Source organism: Aestuariivirga sp. (assembly GCF_044239095.1).
In the GTDB taxonomy this organism is placed as follows: domain Bacteria; phylum Pseudomonadota; class Alphaproteobacteria; order Rhizobiales; family Aestuariivirgaceae; genus Aestuariivirga.
Genome location: NZ_JBIICB010000309.1, coordinates 1 through 4,700, shown reverse-complemented (window position 1 = coordinate 4,700; position 4,700 = coordinate 1). Strand labels below are relative to the sequence as shown.

Here is a 4,700-nt window from a genome sequence, read left to right as displayed (position 1 = left end):
AGCTGACGCTGCCCGGCTTCCGCCATGACGTGGCCGCGATGAACCTCAGTCTCTTCGCGGGCTCGCCCTTCCTGCGCGAGCATGGCGCGGCGCTGTCACGCCATGGACTGGCCTTCGCTCCCGCCGCCCATTGCTTCGCGTCGGTCTTCCCTGACAACAGCTGGTTCGGCGTCTCGAAGGACCCCGGCACGACGCTGGCGCGGCTTGAGGCGATCGACCCGCGCGATGCGGCGGCCTGGCAGGCCATGTTGGCGCGCTTTGGCGCGGATGCCCCGCACATCTTCGGGCTGCTCGGCAATGTCATGCCGTCCTTTGCGGTGGCAAAGGTGATCTGGAAGGCGTGGCGGCAGAACGGCACGGCCTGGACCATGGACATGCTGCGCTTCCTCACCATGCCGGTCAGGACATGGGCGGATGCGCATTTCCATGACCCCAGGGTGAAGGCCACGGTTGCCGCCTGGGGCATGCACCTCGACTTTCCGCCGGACGTCGCGGGCGGCGCGCTGTTTCCCTATCTCGAATCCATGGCGAACCAGGCTTTCGGCATGGTGATCGGCCAGGGCGGCGCTGACACGATGATCAAGGCCTTGACCGGCTATCTGGGCGAACTCGGCGGCGAGCTGCATCTGGGCGTGCCGGTGGCTGAGGTCATGCATGCTGCTGGAAGCGCCAGCGGCATCCGGCTTGCCGATGGCCGCAACATCACCGCGCGCCGGGCGGTGATCGCCAACGTGACACCTTCCGTGCTGTTCGGAAAGCTGCTGCCCGGCGGCTCCGGCAAGGCGGAGGCGGATGGCAGGTTCAAGGCCTTCCGCCACGGCCCCGGCACGATGATGCTGCACCTTGCCATGGATGGGCTGCCGGACTGGTCGGCGGGCGCGGAGCTCGGCCAATTCGCCTATGTGCATATCGCCCCCGACTTCGCCTACATGAACCGCGCCTATGGCCAGGCAATGGACGGGCTGCTGCCGGAGGCGCCGGTGCTGGTCGTGGGCCAGCCCACCGCGATTGATCCCTCCCGCGCGCCCGATGGCAAGCACGTGCTGTGGGTGCAGGTGCGCGTGCTGCCGAAGCACGTGAAGGGCGATGCCGCCGGGCGCATCACCGGCCATGACTGGAGCGCCATCAAGGATGCCTATGCCGAGCGCGTGCTCGACCTGATCGAGGCCCATGCGCCGGGCCTTCGCGGCCGGATCCTGGGGCGCGCCGTGGTCTCGCCGGACGACCTCGAGGCGGAGAACCCCTGCCTCGTGGGCGGCGACAATCTGTCAGGAAGCCACCAGCTCGACCAGAATTTCCTGTTCAGGCCCGTTGCGGGATATTCGCGCTACCGCATGCCGCTCGCCCGCCTCTACATGTGCGGCGCCGCCACCTGGCCGGGGGCGGGCACGGGTGCAGGATCGGGCTATCTGCTGGGCCGCATGCTGGCCGGGGCCTGAAGCTGCATCCGCATGGAATTTGCCCTTGTGGCAACAGCAAACGGGCCACAAGAAGCTTGGCGTTCCCATGGAAACGAAATACGCTCTGCCGCCATTGGACAAGACGAGGATTTGCCATGGCACCACCTTCAACCACCGCCGTCACTGAACTCGCCGCCGCCCTTCTCACGGGCCGCGTCGAGGTCGTCGACCTCACCGCGACACTCGGCCCCGAGACGCCGCTCATCAAGCTGCCGCCGCAGATCGGCCTCAACACGCCGGCAGTCGAGATCCACACCATTTCCCACTATGACGACAAGGGTCCGTTCTGGGCCTGGAACTGGCTGAAGCTGGGCGAGCATTCCGGCACGCATTTCGATGCGCCGCAGCACTGGATCACCGGCAAGGACTATCCGGACGGCGCCACCGACACGATCCCGCCGCAGAACTTCGTCGGCCCGGTCAACGTCATTGACTGCAGCGCCGAGGTGGCGAAGAATCCGGACTTCCTGCTGACCGTCGAGCACATCAAGGCCTGGGAGCAGGCGCACGGCGAGATCGAGAAGGGCTCATGGGTCGTGATGCGCAGCGACTGGTACAAGCGCAACGGCAGCGAAAAGGACTTCCTGAACGCTGACGAGAACGGCCCGCATTCGCCCGGCCCGACGGCTGAGGCGGTGCAGTACCTGATCGACAAGGGCATCATCGGCTGGGGCTCGGAGACGGTGGGCACCGACGCCGGCTCGGCAGGCGGCATGAACCCGCCCTTCCCCGCCCACAATCTGATGCACAAGAACAACCGCTACGGCCTTGCCTCGCTCTGCAACCTTGACAGGCTGCCGCCCAAGGGCGCGGTCATCATCGCAGCGCCGCTGAAGATCAAGCACGGCACGGGCAGCCCGCTGCGCGTGCTGGCACTCGTCGGCAAGTAATCGTCAAGGCAAGGGTAAGGGGGAGCGGCCATGGCGGATTATGTGATCGCCGGCAGCGGCATCAATGCGCTCGTGGCCGCCTCCCTCCTCGCCCGCAAGGGCCGCAAGGTCCTGGTGCTGGAGCGCAACGCCGGGATCGGCGGCTGCATCCGCAGCGAGGAGGCCACCGTTCCAGGCTTCACGCATGACGTGATGGCCACGACCTTCGTCCTCTTCCTGCTGTCTCCCGCCTATGCCGCACTGGGGCCCGAGCTTGAAAAGCGCGGGCTCCAATTCGCGCACCCCGAGATTCCGACAGGTGTTTTGCGCCCGGACGGCTCACACCTTCTGCTGAGGCGGGACCGTGCCGCCAACACCGCAGCCTTCGATGCGCTCGCCCCCGGTGACGGCGCGCAATATGCCGCGGACATGGCCAAGCTCGGCGCCAATGCGCCCTTCCTCTTCGCGCTGCTGGGCGGCAGGCTGTGGTCCTGGAGCATGGCGAAGCTGGTCGCCGGGGAAGCCTGGCGGCGCGGCCCGCGCGGCCTCTCGGCCTTCTTCGGCGAGGCGCTGGGCTCCGCCCGGCACTGGCTCGAGCCTCACTACACGTCCGATCTCTTCCACGCCCTGCTGGCGCCCTGGGTGCTGCACACCGGGCTGGGGCCGGAGAGCACCTATTCAGGCCAGATGGCCAAGGTCATCGCCTTCGCGCTGGAGGCGGCAGGCGCACCCATCGTCAAGGGCGGCGCCCGGAACATCCTCACCGCCTTCGAGCAGCTGATCCGCGATCACGGCGGCGAGATCCGCACCGGTGCCGATGTCTCCGGCGTGATCGTCGACGAGTCTGGCCGCGCCACCGGCGTGGAGCTGGCCTCGGGTGAGAAGATCATGGCGGCACAGGGCGTCATCTGTTCCATGACGCCGGACCAGCTCTATGGCCGGCTGCTCAGTTCCTGGCCGGGTGCTGATGCGCAGCGCGTGGAAACGCGCGGCTTCGTCCATGGCAAGGCCAACATGCAGATTCACTATGCACTGAAGGCCGCGCCGATGTGGCGCGATCCGGAACTCGGAAAGGTGGCGCTGCTGCACCTGACGCCTGGTCTCGACGGCGTCTCGAAGGCCGTGAACGAGGCAGAGCGCGGCATGCTGCCGGTGGAGCCCACCATCTGCCTCGGCCAGCCCACCGCCTTCGACCCTTCGCGTGCGCCGGACGGCAAGGCAATCCTGTGGCTGCAGCTTCCCGAAACGCCGCGCCGCCTCAAGGGCGATGCCGCAGGCCAGATCGCGGCGCCAGCCGATGGCCAGTGGACGGAGGCCGTGCGCGAGGCCTATGCCGACCGCGTCGAGGCCCTGCTCTGCCGCCACATCCCGGATTTCAAGAGCCTCGTTCTGGCCAGGCGCTGCCACTCGCCCGCCGATCTCGCGGCGATGAACGTCAACCTCATGGGTGGCGATCCCTATGGCGGCGCCTGCACCATCGACCAGTTCTTCCTGTGGCGGCCGCTGCGCGGCAGCGTGAACCATGAGACGCCGGTAAAGCGGCTCTATCATATCGGCGCTTCCACGCATCCAGGGCCGGGCCTCGGCGGCGGGTCGGGATTCCTGCTGGCAACGTCACTGACATGACGGACGATCTGCCGTTCCTGCGCGGGGTGCTGCACCGCACGGCAGATCGCGAAACCTCACCACCATCACTGGCCGAGATCGGCCTCAACCATTTCGCGCCCTATCTGATCAACCGCATCGCAGCGAATTGGAACACCGAGCTGGCGGGCGAGTTGCGGCGCTTCAATCTCACGACACCGCAGATGCGCGCACTGGCCGTTCTGGGCATCAACTCCGGACTCACCATCAACGAAATCTCGATGCTGTCCGTCATCGAACAATCGACCATGAGCCGCACCCTCGACCTTCTCGAAGAGCGCGGCCTCGTCCGCCGCAAGCCACGCGCCAGCGACCTGCGGGTGCGCGAGGTGGAGATCACGGCGGAAGGCCGCGAAACCTTCAGCACCTTCTGGCCGGTGATGCTGGCGCACTACCAGCGCATGTTCCGCGGCATCGGAGAAGACGAGTACGCGCAATTCATCACCACGCTGCAGAAGATCCTGCGCAACATCCGGCTGGGGGATGAAGACCTCAAGTTATCCCTCTCCCCCGGAGGGGAAGAAGGAGAAGAATGAATGCCTAAGCTTTCTTCTTCATTCCCCCTCTCCCCCTCCGGGGGAGAGGGCCGGGGTGAGGGGGTCCATCCACACATACAACGCTCAAACTGCATCACAGATGGCCGCAGCGGGCGCGAGACTTCAAACGCGCTGCCCCGCGGCAACCACCCCCTCACCCTGCCCTCTCCCCCGGAGGGGGAGAGGGATAA

The 4,700-nt window shown here is 66.7% G+C and carries 4 protein-coding genes; all 4 read left to right on the top strand.

All coding sequences use genetic code 11. The features are described 5' to 3' along the window. Positions 1 to 2 precede the first annotated feature (2 nt). The 4 genes from ACILRA_RS19930 to ACILRA_RS19915 all read left to right on the top strand — a co-directional run bounded on the left by ACILRA_RS19930 (position 3) and on the right by ACILRA_RS19915 (position 4,509). Positions 3 to 1,439, top strand: a complete 1,437-nt coding sequence (locus ACILRA_RS19930) for a phytoene desaturase family protein (RefSeq protein ID WP_395663801.1) — start codon at positions 3 to 5, stop codon at positions 1,437 to 1,439. 116 nt (positions 1,440 to 1,555) lie between these two features. Continuing rightward, positions 1,556 to 2,350, top strand: a complete 795-nt coding sequence (locus tag ACILRA_RS19925) for a cyclase family protein (protein WP_395663800.1) — start codon at positions 1,556 to 1,558, stop codon at positions 2,348 to 2,350. A 30-nt stretch (positions 2,351 to 2,380) separates the two neighbouring features. Next, positions 2,381 to 3,955, top strand: a complete 1,575-nt coding sequence (locus ACILRA_RS19920; protein WP_395663799.1) for a phytoene desaturase family protein — start codon at positions 2,381 to 2,383, stop codon at positions 3,953 to 3,955. After that, on the top strand, positions 3,952 to 4,509 hold the full coding sequence (locus ACILRA_RS19915) for a MarR family winged helix-turn-helix transcriptional regulator (protein ID WP_395663798.1): 558 nt from the start codon (positions 3,952 to 3,954) through the stop codon (positions 4,507 to 4,509). The genes ACILRA_RS19920 and ACILRA_RS19915 overlap by 4 nt, the downstream gene beginning before the upstream one ends. Positions 4,510 to 4,700 lie beyond the last annotated feature (191 nt).

Bases quoted from the DNA above. Each gene is read 5' to 3' on its own strand.
- ACILRA_RS19915 (WP_395663798.1), top strand. From the start codon at position 3,952: ATGACGGACGATCTGCCGTTCCTGCGCGGGGTGCTGCACCGCACGGCA.
- ACILRA_RS19920 (WP_395663799.1), top strand. From the start codon at position 2,381: ATGGCGGATTATGTGATCGCCGGCAGCGGCATCAATGCGCTCGTGGCC.
- ACILRA_RS19925 (WP_395663800.1), top strand. From the start codon at position 1,556: ATGGCACCACCTTCAACCACCGCCGTCACTGAACTCGCCGCCGCCCTT.